This window comes from Streptomyces sp. NPDC033136 (assembly GCF_055578235.1).
In genome coordinates, this window is the sequence record NZ_JBVIPD010000003.1 from 152,162 (window position 1) to 171,995 (window position 19,834).

At 72.1% G+C, this 19,834-nt stretch carries 14 protein-coding genes and 1 pseudogene; 6 read left to right on the forward strand and 9 right to left on the reverse strand.

Translation table 11 applies throughout. The features are described 5' to 3' along the window. Positions 1–38: 38 nt before the first annotated feature. Positions 39–209 (reverse strand): annotated as a pseudogene (locus tag ACZ5TL_RS06385) (tyrosine-type recombinase/integrase); the annotation flags it as partial. A gap of 143 nt (positions 210–352) precedes the next feature. Between ACZ5TL_RS06385 and ACZ5TL_RS06390 the strand changes: the two are divergent. Next, positions 353–916, forward strand: a complete 564-nt coding sequence (locus ACZ5TL_RS06390; RefSeq protein WP_468588235.1) for a CGNR zinc finger domain-containing protein — start codon at positions 353–355, stop codon at positions 914–916. 108 nt (positions 917–1,024) lie between these two features. On the opposite strand, the gene msrA is transcribed toward ACZ5TL_RS06390, so the two are convergent. The 7 genes from msrA to ACZ5TL_RS06425 all read right to left on the reverse strand — a co-directional run bounded on the left by msrA (position 1,025) and on the right by ACZ5TL_RS06425 (position 12,613). Further along, positions 1,025–1,549, reverse strand: coding sequence for a peptide-methionine (S)-S-oxide reductase MsrA (gene msrA / locus ACZ5TL_RS06395; protein WP_468588236.1), 525 nt, complete (start codon positions 1,547–1,549; stop codon positions 1,025–1,027). Positions 1,550–1,693: 144 nt separating this feature from the next. Beyond that, positions 1,694–2,401, reverse strand: a complete 708-nt coding sequence (locus tag ACZ5TL_RS06400) for a GNAT family N-acetyltransferase (RefSeq protein WP_468588237.1) — start codon at positions 2,399–2,401, stop codon at positions 1,694–1,696. 209 nt (positions 2,402–2,610) lie between these two features. After that, entirely contained in the window at positions 2,611–3,474 is an 864-nt protein-coding gene (locus ACZ5TL_RS06405; protein ID WP_468588238.1) for a GDSL-type esterase/lipase family protein, read from the reverse strand. A 39-nt stretch (positions 3,475–3,513) separates the two neighbouring features. Continuing rightward, positions 3,514–4,590, reverse strand: coding sequence for a rhamnogalacturonan acetylesterase (locus ACZ5TL_RS06410; RefSeq protein WP_468588239.1), 1,077 nt, complete (start codon positions 4,588–4,590; stop codon positions 3,514–3,516). 67 nt (positions 4,591–4,657) lie between these two features. Further along, entirely contained in the window at positions 4,658–4,876 is a 219-nt protein-coding gene (locus ACZ5TL_RS06415) for a hypothetical protein (protein WP_468588240.1), read from the reverse strand. Between the two features lie 464 nt (positions 4,877–5,340). Further along, a complete protein-coding gene (locus tag ACZ5TL_RS06420) occupies positions 5,341–7,713 on the reverse strand; it encodes a SpoIIE family protein phosphatase (protein ID WP_468588572.1) in 2,373 nt (790 codons plus the stop codon). 628 nt (positions 7,714–8,341) lie between these two features. Next, complete coding sequence (locus ACZ5TL_RS06425) at positions 8,342–12,613, reverse strand: HAMP domain-containing protein (RefSeq protein WP_468588241.1); 4,272 nt, start codon at positions 12,611–12,613, stop codon at positions 8,342–8,344. A gap of 264 nt (positions 12,614–12,877) precedes the next feature. On the opposite strand from ACZ5TL_RS06425, the gene ACZ5TL_RS06430 reads away from it, so the two are divergent. Then, positions 12,878–13,600, forward strand: coding sequence for an SDR family NAD(P)-dependent oxidoreductase (locus tag ACZ5TL_RS06430; RefSeq protein WP_468588242.1), 723 nt, complete (start codon positions 12,878–12,880; stop codon positions 13,598–13,600). Positions 13,601–14,363: 763 nt separating this feature from the next. Next, a complete protein-coding gene (locus tag ACZ5TL_RS06435) occupies positions 14,364–15,509 on the forward strand; it encodes a hypothetical protein (RefSeq protein ID WP_468588243.1) in 1,146 nt (381 codons plus the stop codon). Between the two features lie 462 nt (positions 15,510–15,971). Here ACZ5TL_RS06435 and ACZ5TL_RS06440 read toward each other — a convergent pair whose 3' ends face one another. After that, entirely contained in the window at positions 15,972–17,852 is a 1,881-nt protein-coding gene (locus ACZ5TL_RS06440; protein ID WP_468588244.1) for a hypothetical protein, read from the reverse strand. A gap of 244 nt (positions 17,853–18,096) precedes the next feature. On the opposite strand from ACZ5TL_RS06440, the gene ACZ5TL_RS06445 reads away from it, so the two are divergent. The 3 genes from ACZ5TL_RS06445 to tgmB all read left to right on the forward strand — a co-directional run bounded on the left by ACZ5TL_RS06445 (position 18,097) and on the right by tgmB (position 19,731). Beyond that, positions 18,097–18,420 carry a YkvA family protein gene (locus ACZ5TL_RS06445; protein ID WP_468588245.1) on the forward strand — a complete coding sequence of 108 codons (324 nt, stop codon included), beginning with the start codon at positions 18,097–18,099 and terminating at the stop codon, positions 18,418–18,420. 119 nt (positions 18,421–18,539) lie between these two features. After that, on the forward strand, positions 18,540–18,731 hold the full coding sequence (gene tgmA / locus ACZ5TL_RS06450) for a putative ATP-grasp-modified RiPP (RefSeq protein WP_333933193.1): 192 nt from the start codon (positions 18,540–18,542) through the stop codon (positions 18,729–18,731). Positions 18,732–18,747: 16 nt separating this feature from the next. Beyond that, the gene (gene tgmB, locus ACZ5TL_RS06455) at positions 18,748–19,731 is read left to right on the forward strand and encodes an ATP-grasp ribosomal peptide maturase (protein WP_468588246.1); all 984 of its coding nucleotides are present in this window, start codon (positions 18,748–18,750) and stop codon (positions 19,729–19,731) included. Positions 19,732–19,834 lie beyond the last annotated feature (103 nt).

Consider the following 19,834-nt stretch of genomic DNA (forward strand, 5'->3'; position numbering starts at 1 on the left):
AGCAGGCGAAGAACCTGCTGGTTGGCTCAGCACCACAGTCAGGCAGCAGCCCAAAGACCCGCGTCCAGAATGCGCGCAGCCTTCGTGATGCTTCCCGGCATCAGGTGCCGGTAGGTCCGATACGTCTCCTCGATCGACTTGTGGTCCATCCACTCGGCTACGTCGGTGACCTGTATACCGTTACTGAGGGCGTTCGACGCAAAGAAGTGACAAAGGAATGTGCAGGGAACCGTGCGACGGGTGAACCGGGGTGAACGGAAGCGAGCAGGAGGTGTCAGGACGCAGCTCCGTGGCCGACGCGGAGCGGTGACGATCGTTGTGCCTCATCGGCGTCACCCGTCAAGATGGTGATGTGAACCTTGACCATGTTTTCGTCTGCGGGCACCCGGCCCTCGACTTCGCGGCCACGCTCCGCGCGCGGCGCTCGACGCGGTCCGAGATGTTCGTGACGCCGGAGCGGCTCAACGCCTGGTACCTGGAGTCCGGACTCGTGGACACGATCACGCCCGGCCAGGAGGACGACGTCCGGGAGGCGACCACCGTGCGGGAAGCCGTCTACGCACTGGTCACGAACCGTCGCCTGGGTGAGGACTTCGACCGCGAGGCACTCGCCGTGCTGAACGCGGCCGCACGCAAGACCCCCGTCACACCGCAGCTCACCCTGTCGGGCCGGCACACCGACGCGACCCCCGAGCAGGCCCTGGCCACGGTGGCCCGGCAGGGGGTGGAGCTGCTCAGCGACCCGGAGGTCCCCCTGCTGAAGGAGTGCGGCAACCCGGAGTGCACCCGCGTCTACCTCGACCGTTCCCGCGGCATGCGGCGGCAGTGGTGCGGTATGGAGTCGTGCGGCAACAAGATCAAGGCAGCCGCGTATCGCGCCCGCAAGAAGACCACTGCCGCCGCGACCTCGCGCTGACCCGCCGACCGGGCAGGGGCGGCGCCGGTGCGGGCGACGCCACCCGGCCGGCCACGCCGCCGTCCGACGGCGACGTGGCCAGCCGCTGAGGCTCGGGGTTGCCGGGCTTCACCCGGAAACGGACTCGTCGCGCTTGGGCAGTCGCCAGTTCGGGCGCGGGAAGTGGCAGGTGTAGCCGTCCGGGTAGCGCTGGAGGTAGTCCTGGTGCTCCGGCTCGGCCTCCCAGAACGCGCCTGCCGGTACGACCTCGGTCACCACCGGACCCGGCCACAGCCCGGACGCCTCGACGTCGGCGATGGTGTCCTGCGCGACGCGACGCTGCTCGTCGTCGAGGTAGAAGATGGCGGAGCGGTAGCTGAGGCCCACGTCGTTGCCCTGCCGGTTCCTCGTGGTCGGGTCGTGGATCTGGAAGAAGTACTCCAGGATCGTGCGGTAGTCGGTAGCGGCCGCGTCGAAGACGATCTCGATCGACTCCGCGTGTTTTCCGTGGTCACGGTAGGTGGGACGGGGCTTGTCGTCATCGCCGCTGTAGCCCACGCGAGTACCGACCACTCCGGGGAGCGACCTGATCAGCTCCTGCATGCCCCAGAAGCAGCCACCCGCCAGCAGCGCTCTCTCCTCGACGTCGCTCATGGCACTTCCACCTCTCCGTCCGGGTCTGTCCGCGTGAGACCAGCCTTGCACATCGGCCCGGTGCCCCCCGCATCCTTCGTCACCATCTTGACAGGTGATGGCCAGGGTGCGCAGGGAGCCCGAGCCGAGGCCAGGGCCGCCGCCTCACGGGGTGCGGAACCCGCGGAACGTCACATGCTTCCGGGTCTCGAACCCGAGGCGTTCGTAGAGCGCGATGGCGCTCGTGTTCGCGTCGGCCGCGTGCAGGAAGGGACGTTCGTCCCGTGCCACGACGCGCGCGGCGAGCGCGCTCACCAGACGGGCGGCGTAACCGCGTCCGCGTGCCTCGGGGGCGGTGCAGACGGCACTGATCTCGGTCCATCCGGGAGGCCGCAGCCGCTCCCCCACCATGGCCACCAGCGAGCCGCCCTCGCGGATGCCGAGGTAGGTGCCGAGTTCATGGGTGCGCGGCCAGAACGGTCCGGGCCGGGTCCGCTCGACGAGGGCGAGCATCTCGGGCACGCTCTCGGCGCCCAGCTCGACGATGCCGGAGTCGAGCTCGGTACGGGAGGAAGCGGGGCGGCTCTCGCCGGTCCGGATCATCTGGCGGCCTTCGAGGACGAAGACCGGCTCCCAGTCCGGCGGTGGCGTCGCCGGGCAGCTGAACAGGTCGGCGAACTCGCCCCCGCCCAGGAGCTTGGCGAGGTCGGCCCACTCGGCCGGACCCGCGTCGGCGGCTACGGCGGAGAAGGTCGCGACCCCGGGGACGTAGCTGACAGCGCTGCCGAGCCGGCGCGCGAGATGTGCGTGGTGGCCGCGGAGGGACTCCCCTACCGGATCATCGAGTGCGACGACGTCGCGGAGACCCCTCATCGTGCTGTGCCCCTCCTGCCCTTTGCCGACATCGGTCGACCGGTTGACCAGTTGACCGACACGGTGCCGGCGGATGCCGACGGACCATCGTAGTCAGCCCCGCGTGACAGCGGGCGTGCGCCCTCCACGGGGGCCGCCCGTGGAAGGCGCACGCTGTCGCAGCCCGTCGGCCCCGCTGGGAGGCCCGGCGCGGGCACCCGTGGGGCTGCCTACTTGAGATACGCGGCGAGCGGAAGGTTCTGCCGGCGTACGTCACCGGAGACGAGACCGGCGATCCGCTGCGCGCCGTAGGCTTCGAAGTGGGTGCGGTCGTTGCAGAAGAAGGCGCCCACGGGACCCGATCCGAAGTCGCCGTTGTGCGGGCAGAAACGCAGGCCGTTGTAGAGCGAGACGCTGAGCGACTGCAGGTCGACGACCGGCGCCCTGGTGGCGGACGCGACCGCGTAGGTCTCGTTGACGAAGCCTCGGTTCTTCGTCGCCGTACTGCCGGAGCAGGTGAGGGCGGCCACCGGGGTGAGCAGCACCGGATGTGCTCCCCGGGCCTGTGCCGCCTGCACCATCGTGGTCATCAACTGCCGGTAGCGGGCCGGGCCGACGTGCCGGGGGCAGGTGGAGGAGGAGTCGTTGATGCCGAACTGGATGAACAGGTAGTCGCCCGCCTTCATGCCGGTGCTCGCGTTCAGCATCGCCTGCCAGCGTGCCGAGTACGTGCTGGACGTGAGGCGGCACTCGCCGTCGGAGCCCTTCGTGCCGCTCACGTTCCCCTCGTACAGCCAGGTCTGGATACTGCGGCCTCCCACCGCCTGGTTCCTGACGGTGACGTCGGCGTTGAACAGGGCGTCGAACTGGCTGCCCCAGCCGACCGGACACCGGGCGGAGCCCGGGTTGGCCATGGTGGAGTCGCCGGCCAGCCACACGGTGACCGGCTGGGCGGCCGCTCGTGCGGCCGGGGCCGCGGTGCGGGTGGTGGTGCAGTTCGCCGCGGTGCCGCCGGCCGCCGAGGCGGCGCCGAGTCCGAGGCTCGACAAGGCGATCACCAGCGCGGTGGTGATGACGGTCCGTAAGCTCCTCATCGGTTCTCTCCCAGGGGGGCGGGTGCCGACGCACATCGGTCAGCGCAGGTGGGCGGCGAGGGGCAGATTCTGTTCCCGGATGCTCTGGAGCACCAGCCCGCCCATCCGGGTGGCGCCGTACTGCGAGAAGTGGGTGTTGTCCGTGACGCCGTCCACGGAGGAGCGGAGGAAGAGCTGTGCGGAGGCGGACGGCCCGAGGGACTCGACCAGGGCCTTGCTCATGGCGGTCAGATCGATCACCGGCACCCGCTGCGCCGCACCGACCGCCTTCATCTCGGCGGGCAGGTTCACGCCGGCACCGTTGACGTGCAGGGCCGTGGGAGTGAGCCGGTTACCGTCGAACAGGCGACGGACGGGTGGCGTCACCAGGACCGGAACGCCGCCCTTGGCCCGGACCCGCGAGATCATGGTGGTGAGGTTGTTCCGGTAGGCGGACGCGCTGGTCTGCTTGTCGTTGTGGCCGAACTGGATGAAGACGGGGTCGTTCGCCTTCACCTTCGCCAGCAGCGCGGGGAGCAGGGCGGAGTTGTTCAGGAAACTTCCTGAACTCTCGCCGGAGTCGCCGTAGTTGGCGATGGCCGCGCCGGGACGCACCGCCGGCGTGATCATCTGGCCCCATCCGGTGTACGGGGCGACTGGCTGGTCGCACACGGTCGAGTCGCCGGCCAGGTAGGCGACCAGCGGCCGGTCCGCCGGTTTCACGGAGACGGCCGAGACCTGCGGGCCGGCGCCCGTGAAGCGGATGTCCAGGCCGGGGTTTCCGGTGCCGCCCTGGCCGGTGGGCTGGCCCTCCGGCTGGCGCACGTCGACCGTGAACGAGTACGTGGCGACGGCTCCGGCCGCCGTTCGCGTGGCCGGAAGCAGCAGCCGCCGGGCCTCGACCCACATCTCGGTCTGCCCGGCCGTGGCCCCGCCGATGGAGACCGTCACGTCGTAGGTGCCGGGCGAGACGGCGTAGCGGCAGGTGATGGGCGAGGTGCCGGAACAGCCTGCCGGCAGTGCCTGTGGCGCGGCGGCGGCGGTGTGCGCCGTAACGGTGCCTGCGAGCGCCGCGAGCGTCAGGAGGCCCGCTGATCCCAGCCGGGCGCCATGTCCGCCCCGGCGTCGCAATGCCATGCTCATTACAATCACGGTCCCGTCCTTGATTGCGGAGATGTGCGGATGAAGGTCGGCGGCCCGTCGCTCAGGCCTGGGTGAAGCCGTCCATGACGAGGTGGGACGCTTGGCGCCGGGATCCCAGGCGCCCATGACGTAGCCGGTGAACGGGGACCCGCACTCCGGCTCCCACCTTGACCCGCTGGGCGAAGGCGGCGACCTGGTGGATTCCGCCGTGCCCGCCGGCCGGGTCGCTCGACGGGTTGACGGAGATGCGGAGCCGGACCGGGCGCGGAGTCGAGGACATGGGCGCTCCTCCCTGTCCGCCTGCCGCACAGGGAGCGGCCCGGCCGGCGGACAGTGGGTCGTGGGGGTGGAGTTTCCCGGACTGGTGGTGACGTCGGCCTGCCAGGCCACTGGGAACGCGCACGGCCTGCCGGCCGGACACGAGGCAATCCCGCCTCGAACGAGGGGGTGGCGCGGATGGGGGGATTTCGCGAACTGTGCTGTTCGACACCCGAGTTCGGCGGCCCGTCGAATCAATTCGACTGGGATCCAACCGAGTTCACCCCGAGGCGTCTGACGCAGTGTTCTCGGCGGGCCGCCCGGCTGTCAATCCGTGAGGACCGAAAAGCTCACGAATCCGAACAGGGCCGAACAGCAGACTCGACAGAATGCTTGACGATGCCGACAGCTCCCCGCCCCACCGTGTACACCCCCTGAGCCCGAGAGTCTCGTCGGCGTCTCTCCTCCTACGGCGCCCCGATGCCCTCAGCCCACCCGGATGCCCACGATGCACGTGTCGTCGTCCGTGTCCGACTTGCTGTAGGTCAGCAGGCGGTCCAGCTGCTGGTCGAGTGTCGTGGGCGCCGCACGGGCGGTGGTCAGGAGGTGGGTCAGGGACTCCTCGACGGGGCGGTCGCGGCGTTCGATCAGGCCGTCCGTGTACATCAGCAGGGTGTCCTCGGGGGCCAGCTGGATCTCCGTCTCCTCGTACGTGGCCTCGGGGACGGCACCGAGCAGCAGGCCCTTGACCAGGGGCAGGGGCGCCGCCTCCCTGCCCCGGACGAGGACCGGAGGCAGGTGGCCCGCCCTGGCCCAGCGCAGCGTCCGGTGGACCGGGTCGTACAGGCCGCACACCGCTGTAGCGGTGACGGTGCCGGTCAGATGGTGGGCCACGATGTTGAGCCACGACAGGAGCTGGCCCGGCCCCGCCCCGGTCACCGCCAGGCCGCGCAGCGCGTTGCGCAGGACGACCATGCTGGTGGCGGCCTCGATGCCGTGGCCGGCCACGTCCCCGACGCACAGCAGCACCATCCGGGACGGCAGGACGACGGCGTCGTACCAGTCGCCGCCGACGAGCTGCTCGGTCTCCGCGGGCCGGTAGCGGACGGCCACCTGGAGGCCGCTCACCTGCAAGGGTGCCTGCGTCGGGGGCATGATGGCGTGCTGCAACTGCAGGGTCAGCCGGTTGCGTTCGGTGGCCTGCTGCTCGGTGTGCGCCAGCTGGTCACGGGTGGCGGCGAGCGCCACCTCGGTCCAGTGCTGGGCCGAGATGTCCTGGCAGGCGCCGCGGAGCAGGAGCAGCCGGTCGTCGGTGTCGAGCACGGGTTCGGCGACGATCCGGATGTGGCGGGTCACGCCGTCCGGCCGCTGCAGCCGGAAGGCCGCGGCTGCCGGCCGCTGGTGGTGCAGCAGCGTGCGCAGGAAGCGGCGGATGGAGACGCCGTCGTCCGGGTGGGCATGGGCCGGCAGCTCTTCCAGGGACACCGGGGTGCTCGACTGGGGGCGTCCGTAGAGGTCGAACAGCTGCCCGTTCCAGGTGATCTCACCGGTCAGCACGTTCTCCTCGAACCCGCCGATACGGCCGAGGCGCTGGGCGTGCTGGAGCAGACTCGCCAGTCGCGCCGTCTCGTCCTCGATGCGCCAGATGAGGAGTACGGAGGTGCCGTGCCGGCTGATGCTGATGTCGGCGACCGCCGAGAGAGGGACCTGGTCGACGAGGGCGGTGAGGTTCATGCGCCGGGCCCGGAAGGGCTCGCCGGTGGCGTAGACGCGCTCGACGCGCTGGAAGAGTTCGCTCTCCCCGGCCGCCATCGGGTAGGCCTCGAGCAGCAGGGCGCCGCTGACGACCGCCCGCGACCGGCCGGCCGGGTCCAGGAAGCGGCTGTTCACGTGCTGGATGCGGAAGTCCACCAGGTGGCCGTCGCCGTCCAGGTGCGGCACCAGGACCAGGGCGGGGTCGTGCAGCCCGTCGGCCAGGTCCATCAGCTCCGCGGCGTCCGGCAGGACGCGCGGCTCCTGGCACCCGCCGTGCACCGGCGTGTACATCTCCAGCGTGTGGGCGCACAGTTCGGCCAGCGCCTCCACCTGGCGGACGATCTGCGGGGGCTGCGACTCCAAGGGGACCGGCCAGGCGATCTCCAGTACGCCGTGGATGCGCCCCCCGGTACCGGCGGGCAGGGCGGCCCTGCCGCCGTCCGGGTGCTGGTGCAGGCCGACGGTGGGCAGTCCGGTCGCCGAGAGCTTGGTGATCCACTGCCCCTCGCGCTCGATGAGGCCCCGCCGCGCCACCGTCACCACGTCCGGTGGGACGTAGCGCCAGCGGGTGGCCTCGGCCGGGGAGAAGCCGGCACAGCCCGCCAGGCTGAGCGAACCGTCGGCGCCCGCGGCCCATATGGCCACGGCCACCGCGCCGAGGGGGCGCAGCGCCTGCTCCAGGAGGGCGTCGGCGACGGCCTGGGTGTCGTCCGCCGCCAGGACGCCGCTCTCCGCCGCGCGCAGGCGCACGGCGGCCGACTCGGTCTCCGGCTCGTCGGCGGCCTTCGTGGCGGCGAGGAAGGCGTCCGTCACCTCGGACATGCGGTCCCGGGCGGCCTGGTTGATGACGTCGACGGCGAGTTCCAGGGGGCTGACCTGGGCCTGGTCGGCCAGCTCGGCGAGCTGGCGGGCGGCCTGGGCGGGACCGCACTTCAGGCGTTCGACCAGGACGCCCTTGGCGAGCTCGATCAGGGCACGGCCCTCTGCTTCGGCCTGGGCGGCCCGCACCTCCCTGCTGAGCCGCTCCACAGTGGCCGCCAGCCGGCCCACCGGAGAGGCGGGTGAGACACCACCGAGTTCCGCGAGCGGCCCGTCCGCGGACACCAGCTGCCCGTCGGAGATCAGCCACTGCCCGCCGGGAGCCGCCGGCTCCCCACCGGAGGCCTTCGGCTGCTTGCCGGGAACCTTGGTTTCCCCACCGTGGACGTCCGACTGCGCACCGGAGGTCGTCGGCTGCCCGCCGGGAGCTGCCGCCTCCCCACCGGACACGCCCGCCTCCCCACCGGAGGCTGTCACCCGCCCGTCAGGAGCTGCCTGCTCCCCACCGGAGGCACCCGCCTCCCCAGCGGAGGCCTTCGGCTGCCCGTCAGGCACGGCCGACCGCCCACCGGGAGCTGCCGACTCCCCATCAGAGGCCGTCGCCCGCCCACCAGGAGCTGCAGCCTCCCCACCGGACACGCCCGCCTCCCCACCGGAGGTCCTCAACAACCCACCGGTGGTCCTCGACGACCCGTCGGAAGTCACCGACGACCCGTCAGACGTCTCCGACGGGAAGGAAGACGCCGGGCCGGCGGCAGAGTCGCGCTGCGGCTCACCGGCCCGGCCCGGTTCGCGCGGCTGCTCGGACATGCTCACGGTGTGGATGCTCCTCGGCTTCAGCGCCCTGGGGCGCGGAACGGCTGGCCCTGCGGGGCGCCCGGCCCGCTGGCGTGCGGGTCGGGCGCCGGCGTGCTCAGGAGGGCAGCCAGCGGCGGACGCAGGCGATGAGGTCGCTCGTGTCGACGGGTTTGGTGACGTAGTCGCTCGCGCCCGAGGCGAGGCTCTTGTCCCGGTCACCGGGCATCGCCTTCGCCGTCACGGCGATGATCGGCAGCTCGGTGTACTGCGGCATCTTGCGGATCTCCGCCGTCGCGGTGTAGCCGTCCATCTCCGGCATCATCACGTCCATCAGCACGATGGCGACGTCCGGGTTGTTCACCAGCGTCTCGATGCCCCGGCGCCCGTTCTCCGCGTGCAGGACACGGAAGCCGTGCAGCTCCAGGATCCCGCTGAGCGCGAAGAGGTTGCGCGCGTCGTCGTCGACGACGAGGACGGTGCGGCCCGCCGGCGCGTCGTCGACGAGGGGCGGTGTCAGGGGCTGCGGTTCCTCGGGCCGGACCAGGGACAGCACGTCCCCGGGTTCCTCCGCGGACAGGTGCAGCGCGATGCGCTCACGCAGTTCGTCGAGGCTGGACAGCAACTCCAGTGCCCCGCCCGCCGAGCGGGACCGGATCGACTCGTCCAGGGCGGCATCCGTGGGGTGGCTGCTGTGCACCAGTACCGGAACACTCGTCAGCGCCGAGTCGCCCTCCAGTGCCTGGAGGAAGCGGGACGCCTCGCCGTCCCCCATGCCCAGCTCCAGGACGACGCAGTGGCACGGATCGGCCGCGAGAGCTCCGGCCGCCTCCTGGGCGCCGACGGCGGTGATGATGTCGACCGCGGGCCGCTGCCCGCCGTCGGTGCGAGCGTGCGACAGGTCGGCGACCACACTCTCCGCGACGAGCGTGAGCAGACCGCGCGGCCGCTCCTCCACGACCAGCAGGCGCCGGGGCCGCGGTCCGGGCCCGGTCTGGGGCACCGGCGCCGGATGGGACGCCCCCTCAGGCAGGGGCTGGGCCGAGGCACGCTCCGGGGTCCTGCCGTGGTGGAGCAGTTCCTCGAAGTCGGGGCGGGTCACCGGCAGGAAGAGCGTGAAGGTACTGCCCTGGCCGGGCGCGCTGTCCACCGTCACGGCACCCCCGAGCAACTGGGCGATCTCTCGTGTGATGGACAGGCCCAGGCCGGTACCGCCGTACTTGCGGCTCGTCGTGCCGTCCGCCTGCTGGAAGGCGCCGAAGATCGTCTCCAGGTTCTGCTCCGGGATGCCGATGCCGGTGTCCTTCACGCGGAAGGCCACCACGGCACCGCCCCGGAGCACGCCCTGGGGCACCTCGTCGTCCACCGCGGGTTCGATGCTCAGTTCCACGCCGCCCTGCTCGGTGAACTTCACCGCGTTCGACAGGAGGTTGCGCAGCACCTGGCGCAGCCGGGAGTCGTCCGTGAGCAGGTCCGCGGGCGCGCCGGCCGCGGTGGTCACGGTGAACTCCAGGCTCTTCTGGGTTGTCATCGGCCGGAAGGTGGCCTCGACGTACTCGATGAGCTGGCGCAGGGGCACGCGCTCGGGCGCGACGTCCATCTTGCCGGCCTCGACCTTCGACAGGTCGAGGATGTCGTTGATCAGCTGGAGCAGGTCCGAGCCGGCGGAGTGGATGATCTGCGCGTACTCGACCTGCTTCGGCGTGAGGTTGCGGGACGGGTTCTGCGCCAGCAACTGGGCCAGGATGAGCAGGCTGTTGAGCGGCGTGCGCAGCTCGTGGCTCATGTTGGCCAGGAACTCCGACTTGTACTTCGAGGCCAGCGACAGCTGCTGGGCGCGGGTCTCCAGCTCCTGCCGGGCCTGCTCGATCTGCAGGTTCTTCGCCTCGATGTCCCGGTTCTGCGCCACGAGCAGCGAGGCCTTCTCCTCCAGTTCCGCGTTGGAACGCTGGAGTTCCTCCTGCTGCACCTGCAACTCCGTGGAGCGGGCCTGGAGTTCCACCGTGAGTCGCTGCGACTCGACGAGCAGCTCGTCGGTGCGGGCGTTGGCCACGATGGTGTTGAGGTTGACGCCGAGGGTCTCCATCAGCTGCTCGAGGAAGTCCCGGTGGATCTGGGTGAAGCGGGAGACCGACGCCAGCTCGATGACGCCGAGGACCTGGCCCTCGACCACGATGGGCAACAGCACCAGCGCGGTCGGCACGACCTCGCCCAGGCCCGAGGAGATGGTGACGTAGCCGGTCGGCAGTTCGTCCACGACGATGGTGCGCCGGCTGCGGGCGGCCTGGCCGACCAGGGTGCGGCCGAAGGCGATACGAGCGGGCCGGCTGCTGTCCTCGGGATAGCCGTAGGAGCCGACGAGCCGCAGCTCGGGTCCGTCGTCGCCGTCCTCGGCGAGGTAGAAGGCGCCGTACTGGGCCGACACCAGGGGGACCAGCTCGTCCATGATGAGCTCGGCGACCACGGGCAGGTCGCGGTGTCCCTGCATCAGGCCCGAGATCCGGGCGAGGTTGGTCTTGAGCCAGTCCTGCTCCTGGTTGGCCCGGGTGGTCTCGCGCAGGGACTCCACCATGGAGTTGATGTTGTCCTTGAGCTCGGCGACCTCGCCGGACGCCTCCACGTTGATCGAGCGGGTCAGATCACCCTCGGCGACCGCGCTGGTGACCTCGGCGATCGCCCGCACCTGCCGGGTCAGGTTGCCCGCCAGCTCGTTGACGTTCTCCGTCAGGCGCTTCCAGGTGCCCGACACGCCCTCGACCTCGGCCTGGCCGCCGAGGCGGCCCTCGGTGCCGACCTCACGGGCGACCCGCGTGACCTCGTCCGCGAACGCGGACAACTGGTCGACCATCGTGTTGATCGTCGTCTTGAGCTCGAGGATCTCGCCGCGGGCGTCCACGTCGATCTTCTTCGACAGGTCCCCCCTGGCCACCGCGGTCGTCACCAGGGCGATGTTGCGGACCTGGCCGGTGAGGTTGTTGGCCATCGAGTTGACGTTGTCGGTGAGGTCCTTCCAGGTGCCGGCGACGTTCGGCACGTGCGCCTGGCCGCCGAGGCGGCCCTCGGTGCCGACCTCACGGGCCACGCGGGTGACCTCGTCCGCGAAGGCCGACAGGGTGTCGACCATCGTGTTGATGACCTCGGCCAGCGCCGCGACCTCGCCCGCGGCCTCGACCGTGATCCGCTGCGACAGGTCGCCGCGGGCCACGGCGGTGGCGACCTGCGCGATGGAGCGGACCTGGCCGGTCAGGTTGGAGGCCATCACGTTGACGTTGTCGGTGAGGTCCTTCCAGGTGCCCGACACGCCGCGCACCTGGGCCTGGCCGCCGAGGCGGCCCTCGGTGCCGACCTCACGGGCGACCCGCGTGACCTCGTCCGCGAACGCGGACAACTGGTCGACCATCGTGTTGATCGTGCTCTTCAGCTCCAGGATCTCACCGCGCGCGTCGACGGTGATCTTCTGCGAGAGGTCGCCCTTGGCCACGGCGGTGGCGACCAGGGCGATGTTGCGGACCTGGCCGGTGAGGTTGCCGGCCATGAAGTTCACCGAGTCGGTCAGGTCACGCCAGGTGCCCTTGACACCCTTGACGTCGGCCTGGCCGCCGAGGCGGCCCTCGGTGCCGACCTCACGGGCGACCCGCGTGACCTCGTCCGCGAAGGCCGACAGCTGGTCGACCATCGTGTTGATCGTGCTCTTCAGCTCCAGGATCTCACCGCGCGCGTCGACGGTGATCTTCTGCGAGAGGTCGCCTTCGGCGACCGCCGTGGTGACCTGGGCGATGGAGCGGACCTGGCTGGTGAGGTTGCCCGCCATGTGGTTCACGGAGTCGGTCAGGTCACGCCAGACACCGGCCACCCCCGGCACCTGGGCCTGCCCGCCGAGCCGTCCCTCGCTGCCGACCTCACGGGCCACGCGGGTGACCTCGTCGGCGAACGCGGACAGCTGGTCGACCATCGTGTTGACGGTCTCCTTCAGCTGGAGGATCTCGCCGCGTGCGGGCACGTCGACCTTCTGCGAGAGGTCGCCCTTGGCCACCGCGGTCGCCACCTGGGCGATGTCGCGGACCTGGGTGGTCAGGTTGCCCGCCATGGCGTTGACCGAGTCGGTCAGGTCGGCCCAGGTGCCCGAGACCCCCGGCACCTCCGCCTGCCCGCCGAGCGTCCCCTCGGTGCCGACCTCGCGGGCGACCCGGGTGACTTCGGATGTGAAGACGGAGAGCTGGTCCACCATGCCGTTGAAGACCTTGGCGATGTCGCCCATGAGGCCGTCGGCGTCGTCCGGCAGCCGCGTACCGAAGTCGCCGTCCCGCACGGCGGTCAGGCCGGCCAGGAGCCGCCGCAGCTCCTGGTCGCCCGGCACCGCATCGACGACCCCAGTGCTGTCGCTGGTCATGCGCACCCTCGTTCCGCTCCCCAGGAGTCCTCGCACGCCGAGAACTCGGAACTCCCCCGGACCGAAGGGACGGCCCGGCTGTCGTGCCGGCATTTCCGTCTTCACGGATGTGCGCGTGACGAGGAAATACGCCGCAGATTAACCCACCTTTCAGGCCCTGAACAAAGCGCGGGCCGACCTCACGGGGCCCCAGCGATCTCCTCCTCACCTCCCCTGCCCACAGCGCGCACACTGGGCACGACGTTGACAGAGGGAGGCAGTCTCATGCGAGTCCTGGTGACCGGTTCCACCGACGGGCTCGGGCGGGCCGCCGCGGAGGCGCTGACGGCAGCGGGGCACGACGTGGTCGTGCATGCCCGGAACCAGGAGCGCGCGGCGAGCCTCGACGGACTCGTCGGGCGGGGGGCCCGGATCGTGGTGGGTGACTTCGCCGGGAGGGACGCCGTGCGGCGCGTCGCCGACGAGCTGAACGAGGCGCCTCCGCTCGACGCCGTGATCCACAACGCCGGAGTGTGGAGCGGACCGGCGGTCATGCCGGTCAACATCGTCGCACCGCATCTGCTGACGGCCCTGCTCCGCGGGCCGCGCAGGCTGGTGTACCTGAGCAGCGGCTCGCATTTCGGCGGGCGCCCCTCGCTGGACGGGGTCGACTGGCGGGGCGGGAGTGCGGGGTCGTACTCCGACAGCAAGCTCTTCGTCACGACCCTCGCGGCCGCCGTGGCCCGGCTGCGCCCCGGAGTGCTGTGCAACGCCGTGGATCCCGGCTGGGTGCCGACGAAGATGGGCGGGCCCGGCGCGCCCGACGACCTCGCACTCGGCCATCGGACGCAGGAGTGGCTGGTGACGAGCGACGAGCCGGAGGCCCTGACCACCGGCGGGTACTGGTACCACGGCCGGCGGCTGCAGCCGCATGACGCCGTGCACGACGAGGCGTTCCAGGACCGCCTCGTGCGGACCCTGGCCGAGGAGACGGGCACCGCGCTCTGAGGGGTCCGCTGTACGCCGATACCCGGAAACCACCTGGCGCAGGCACTGCTACGGGGCGGCTTCGTAGTCGAACCAGCCGAAGTGGACCGTCCCCGACGCGGCGCCCAGTACCCGGCGAGAGAAGGGCTCACGGCGTCACGGTAAGTGCGGCCCGGGAGGAACGCGTACGACCACCGGAGTACGCACCGTACTCCGAGCCAACGGCAACGGCGCCGCCGTGGTCGATCTGCACGGCGGCCCCGGCGCCCACCGGTTCGTGAAGGCGCGGGACGGTACCTGACCGGCGCAAGAAGGGAAGGGCGGGCAGGACCCGCCCCGATGCGGATGGTGGGCGGGTCCTGCCCGCGCACCATTGTCGGTACCGTTCGCCGGGCGGGCCACGCGTGAAGTCCGACGATGTGCGCGCGGCGCGCACACCCCGCGCGCAGGGCGCACATCCCGCGCACCCGGCACCACCGCAGGGCGCCGCCCGGTACCGCATCGCGCCGCCGCCGCGTCACATGGCACAGCTCAGCACGGGTAAGCGGTCGGCATGACCGACGGCACGGCTCCAGAACGACACAGCAGCCCGCGGCCCGGCCGACCCGGACGCTGTCCCCGGCGCGCCGGGCGGCCACCACACCGCGAGCGGCGGCCGGGCAGGTGAGGGCTCGTAGATATGTACCCAACCGACACCCGAAGCCGGGTGCGACCCCGGGTAGCACCCGTCGGCCTGCGGCGACGATACTGGCAGGCGCACATACCCCAGCTCACAGATGGACCCATGCCGACTTCCAGCACCGTCCGCCCCCCGACTCCCGCCACGGTTTGGCTCGCGCGCGGCCGCCACGCCCCGGGTGACGCGGAAGACGTTCTCCGGCGCTCTCTGCAGCAGCGCAAGGACAGCGGGACCATCGACGACTTCCTCGAACTGCCCGAGGACGCGGCCGCCCCGGAGGAGCATGTCTTCGAGGCCCGGTGGCGGGCCGGCGACGGGGTGGCCGTCCGTGCCCGGCTGAGCGTGACGCCCGGCCTGGGCGGCGGGCAGGAGTGGCTGCTGGTCGCGGAGGCCGAGCAGCGCTGGAGCAACGCCTGGCCGTCCCCGGCCGGCCTGTTCTGGCCTCAGGAGCCCGGCACCGCCTGGGACGAGGACCCCGACACGCGTCTCTCCCTGGGAGAGATCAACCCGCTCCCCCAGGACGACCGGGAGATCCGCCGCCTGCTGCGGAACGCCGTGCGCGGCGGGTGGCACATCCACGTCGTCGTGCACGAGGCGATGACCACCGACGACCGGGGGCGTACGCCGCTGGCACGATGGCTTCCGCCGGGCCTGCGCCACCGCGTGGTGGAACATCACGCCGCCCCGCAGCAGTTGCGGGGCCTGAACTGGGCCCTGCGGGAGTCCGGCGTCGAGGTACCGCGCGGCGGTGCCGTGGTGCTGCCCGGCAACCCGGCCCCGGAGGGCTACGACGCCCAGGCCATCTCCGTGCGCGCCGTTTTCCTCGACGGCTCGGAGCCGGTCGACCTCGTCGAGACGGTGACGCGGTTCGCCGGCCTGCCGAGCCCCCTGCCCGACGGCGCCGCGGCCGCCCTCACCGCGCTGCGGGAGGACTGGCACCTGCTGACGCTCCAGGAGGAACTGGAGCGCCAGCGCGGTCTGGTGGCCATGTACGCCGAGGCGCTGGAGGCCATGACGAAGTCGCGTGACCTGTACCGGGAGGCGGCCGAGCGCGCTCACGAGGCCCTGGCCGCCTACCAGGAGTCCGGCGAGGCCGTACCGCCGCCCCGGCAGGACCCGTCCGGTGCGCAGGCCGCGTCCCCGCTGCAGCAGCTCACCCGGACGTTCGAGCGCTTCAAGGCCCGGCGCCCCGCGGCTCCGTCCCGGGACGGGGAGAGCCCCGACGCCCAGTCGGGGCAGTCGGAACCGTAGGAGGACCTTTTCCCGGCGCGCGTGACACTCGTGCCCTGGTGGAGACGCGCTCCGTACGGCAGTACGGACCGCCCGGGAAGGTCCCCCACGCCCTGGCCCACCACGTGCAGACCACGCTTCGCGTCAGCGGCATGCGCCGGCGGCATGACGATGGGCCTGGGCATGGCGCTCACCGAGGGCAGCGCCATGGACGCCGCGTTCGGTGACTTCGCCGAGTCGGACCTGGCGTCGTACCCGCGTGCCCGTGCCCATGCGCGCCGACGTCGCCGGGATCGAGGCGAGCGGGCAGGCCGCCCGGCGCCGTCGGCCTGCAGCAGTGGCGCCTGCGTGTGTGCGGCCCGTCGAGGACAGCGGGACCGGATCGACCGCGTCAGGGGTCGGTCCGGTCCCGCATCGCATCAGGGTCACCGACCGGGCACTCCGGCACACCCGGGCGCGTGGTTGAGGAGCGCTCTCCAGGCATCACTCCGCCGTACCGCGCATCTCCGCCGTCGGCACGGCCTCCCACTGCCGGGCGGCGATCGGTGCGAGGGCGCGGAAGACCAGGGCGACGAGGGACAGCAGCGCCGCGCACACGGAGACTCCGGCGGCGAGCCATGGCGGGGCGAGCGCGAGGTCCACGGCCCGGGACAGGGACGCCGAGGGGAAGGAACTCCCGTACGCCTGGGTGCCGGCGAGCACCGTGGGCACCACCACCGCCCCGGCCAGCACCAGTGCCACGGGGCGCAGGGCCAGCAGCAGCGCCAGCACCGTGCACAGCACGGACAGGCCGAGGGCGACGGCGTGCAGTCGCAGGGACGCGTCGCCGCGCTGGAGCGGGAAGTGGGCCACCGCGCAGACGGCCAGCGCCAGGGCGGCGATCCAGCCCGACCACGACACGGACCTGCCGAGCCGGTCCGTCGTGCGGTCGCGGTCCGCGGACGGGTCACCGAGCGTCCGGTAGGTCTCACGGGCCGAAGCCGGGCGTGCCGCACGGCGCTTGCCCGGCCAGCCGGGCTTCTCCGGCTCCCCGGTCTCGCCGTCCGGGCTCGAAGTCCCGGCCGGCGGACGGCCGTTGCGGTCCAGCCGCTCAAGGCCCAGGCGGTCGATCAGCTCGACCAGCTCCCCGACGGACCTGCCGGTGGCGGCCGCCCGGAGGGCCTCCTCGCGGACGTGGGGCATCTGCGGCTCCTTGTGCAGGAGCGTCACCAGCCGGGTCACCTCCTCCACCGGGCGGTGGGCGGCGGCGCGGATCGCCTCGTCCGCGCAGTCGGCGTCGCGCGGGGGCTTCGTCAGCAGGGCGATCAGCCGGGAGACGTCCTCCACGGGCCGGCTCACCCCGGCGGTGCGCAGCGCGTCGACCTTGGCCTGCGTGTGGTCGGGCGACTCCTCCAGCGAGGTGATGAGGTCGACGACCTCCTCCAGCGGCCGGTCGGCCACGGCGGCGTGTACGAGGTCGCTCACCGCGTCGCCGTACGGCGCACCGGCGGCGGTCCCGGTGCCGGGCCGGAGTTCCACCGGGTTGTCGTCGAGGGAGCGGATGACGAACGGCCGCGCGGCCGACGGGTCCGTCTCGTCCTGGCCGGGCGCGGGAGACTGCGCGGCCTCGTGCGGGCCGGGCGCGGCGGGCTCGGCCGGGACCTGGTCCGTACGGTCCGTACCATCCGTACCGTCCGGGACGGGAGCAACAGGCCGTGCCTCAGCAGGATCCAGCCAGTCCTGTGCGGTCGGGGCGGGGCGCGCCTCCGCGGGGTCCGTCCAGTCCTGACCCAGCGCGGCGGACCGCTCGTCCGCCGGGTTCGAGCCGGAGGGAGCGGGCCGCGCCGACGACTGGTCCGCCTGGTCCAGGCCGGGGACTGCGGCCCGCGCGGACGCCTCGTCCGCCTGGCCCGCGTCAAGGGCTGCGGCTCGCGCGTGCGCCTCGCCCGACCGGCCGAAGCCGGGGGCGGCGGTCCCGGCACGCTCCTCGTCCGGCTGGCCCGGGCCGCCGGGAGCCGCGGCCCGCGCATACGCCTGCTCCGACCGGTTCGGGACGGGCGTGGCGGGCCGGCCGGAGTTCATGTCCGCATCGTCCGCGACCGGGGTGGCGGGCCCGGCGGCGGCCTGGCTCGACCGGTCCGGGCCGGGCGCGGCGGGCCGGGCGCCCGCACCGTCCGTCGAGTGACAGCCGGGGGCGCCGGGCTCGATGTCCGGCCGCCCGGCCGGACCGAATGCCTCGTACGAGCCGGCGGGCTGCGCGCTCGTCTGTTCCACCTGGTGGGTGCCGGTGGCGACGGTGGTCTCGGCGGACGGCTGAGCGGACCCGTACGACTCGTTCGGTATGGCAGGTTCGTTCGAGCGGGGTGATGAAGAGCAGGTGGTCATACTCACCTCCATGGGAAGAGTGCGGCCGCTCCTGCGCCCCCGTCGTGTGACGAGCGACGTTACGCTGACCATTACTAGGCGCCCCCGTCACGCCGTGCCACTCGGGTGAGCCACCGGGATGATCGCCCGCACGGGAGAATCCGCCGACTCGCCGACATGTCGGGCCCGGCCGCAATACAGCCGCCGGAAACGGGAATCCAGGAAGAGACACCCCGTGTCGCGGACGCCAGGAGGAGGGCAGCCCGTGGATACGAGCACAGAGGTGATCATCCTGGCCGCGGTTGTCGCGGCCGTCGTCCTCGCCCTCGCTGTCGGCATCCTCGTCAGGCTGGTGCGGACCCGGCGCGATCTGCGGCGCGCGGGACTGCCCACGGGTCCCCGCTGGGTCTTCTGGGGCGCGGTGCTCTACTTCGTGTTGCCTGCCGACGTACTGCCCGACCCCGTGTACCTGGACGACATCGGCGTCCTGCTGCTCGCTCTGCGCACCGTCCGTGGCTCCCTCGGCGAACGGGAGCGCAGCACGGCACACCAGCCGGACCGGCAACCGGCCCATGACTACGGAAAGTAAGGAAACCAACCACCCGTTCGATTCGTATAAGTCTCTGGAAGCCGAAACAAGTCGGCGGACCGGGTGGCACGGCCCCTGGATCACCGTCTGGTCGGCGCAGTACCGACGAGGGAGAGACGATGCAACCGTTCGCGCTCAACTACGCGCGCCCGGCAGTGGAGTTGGACGCTGCCATTCCGTACGTGTACGACGCCGGACAGCAGTTGAACGTGCTCCGCGACGGCCGGGTCGCCGCCTGCGACTTCGCCCTGTTGAGAGAGTTCGGCACCACGACGTCCACCGCCGGTTCCAAGACACACTTCGACGACTGACCACGGGCCGCCGAAGATGACCGTTCTGATCCTCACCTGCGAGGAGGACGTGACCGCGGACATGGTGGTCGTGCACCTGAACGCGACGGGGGTCCCGGTGGTCCGCGTCGACCCCGCCGATCTGACCGGTGGCGTCGCGCTCTCCGGGGAATACGTCCACGGCCGGTTCCGCGGCCATCTGTCCGCCGGGGGTCGGCTGGTGAGCATCGGGGGGCTGCGCTCGGTCTGGGTGCGCCGGCCCGGCACCCCCGCCGGGCGGGCGGCCCAGCCGTCCGCATGGCTGACCGAGGAGGCCGCCCAGGCGCTCTACGGCATCCTGCGGGGCTCGGACGCGCGCTGGATGAACCACCCCGACGCGGCCCGCCGGGCCCGGCACAAGCCCTGGCAGTTGCGTCTCGCCCAGCGGTGCGGCCTGCCCGTGCCGGCGACGCTGATCACGACCTTCCCGCGGGCCGCCCGCGAGTTCGCCGAGCGCTATCCGGACCTGGTGGTCAAGCCGGTGTCGGGCGCGCATCCGCAGGACCCGCCCCGGGCCGTGCCGACCAGCAGGGTCGCGCCGGACGCGGACTTCGCCGCCGTGGCGTTCGGGCCGACGCTGCTGCAGCGGCGGATCGCCAAGCGGGCCGACATCCGTCTCACCGTGGTGGGCGAGCGGATGCTGGCCGCCCGCAAGGCGACCGCCGGGGAAGCGGACCCGGACGAGGTGGATGTGCGGTTCGCCTCGCCCGGCTCGCCGTGGCGCCCGGCGGAGGTGCCCTCGTGCATCGCGCCGGGCGTCCGGTCCTATCTGAATGAGGCCGAACTGGCCTATGGTGCCTTCGACTTCGTGGAGGACTCCGACGGGACCTGGTGGTTCCTGGAGTGCAACCAGTCGGGGCAGTTCGGGTTCGTCGAGGTGGAGACGGGTCAGCCGATCGCCCGCACCATCGCCGAGTGGCTGGCCCGGCCCGTTCCGGTCGGGCCGTCGCGCCTCAACGGTTCGAACACGACGGTCCGTTGAGGAGGGGCCCGGAGCGCACCGGGCCCGGGGGGGGGGGGGGGGGGGGGGGGGGGAGGGGAGGGGGGGGGGGGGAGCGGGGGGTCGCACCGTGGGGGGGGGGGGT